Source organism: Pseudomonas sp. ICMP 8385, assembly GCF_002699915.1.
GTDB classification, from domain to species: Bacteria; Pseudomonadota; Gammaproteobacteria; order Pseudomonadales; family Pseudomonadaceae; genus Aquipseudomonas; species Aquipseudomonas gessardii.
The window spans coordinates 1-217 of sequence record NZ_LKBY01000065.1 but is presented as its reverse complement, the minus strand read 5'-3'; the positions used below and the strand labels follow the sequence as shown (position 1 = coordinate 217).

The 217-nt window shown below is 55.8% G+C and carries 1 pseudogene; it reads right to left on the bottom strand.

Annotated features, from left to right (window positions below):
* Positions 1-68: 68 nt before the first annotated feature.
* Positions 69-217: pseudogene (locus AO268_RS07440) on the bottom strand (IS5/IS1182 family transposase); the annotation flags it as partial.

Genomic DNA, 217 nt, shown 5'->3' with positions numbered 1-217 from the left:
CAATCAATTCGACGAGTATTTCTTACGTTTTCGCCACCCGGACCCCACTCCGGTGGCCATTTCCCGCATTACAGGCGCACCTCTCCTGCATTCGTCAGTAAATGTCGGAGCGCCATCCACAGGTTCGACAGAGCGAACAGTGTCACCAGTTGCGCCGTGTTTTTGGCCAAGCCGCGAAAGCGCACCTTGGTGTAACCGAACTGGCGCTTGATTACCC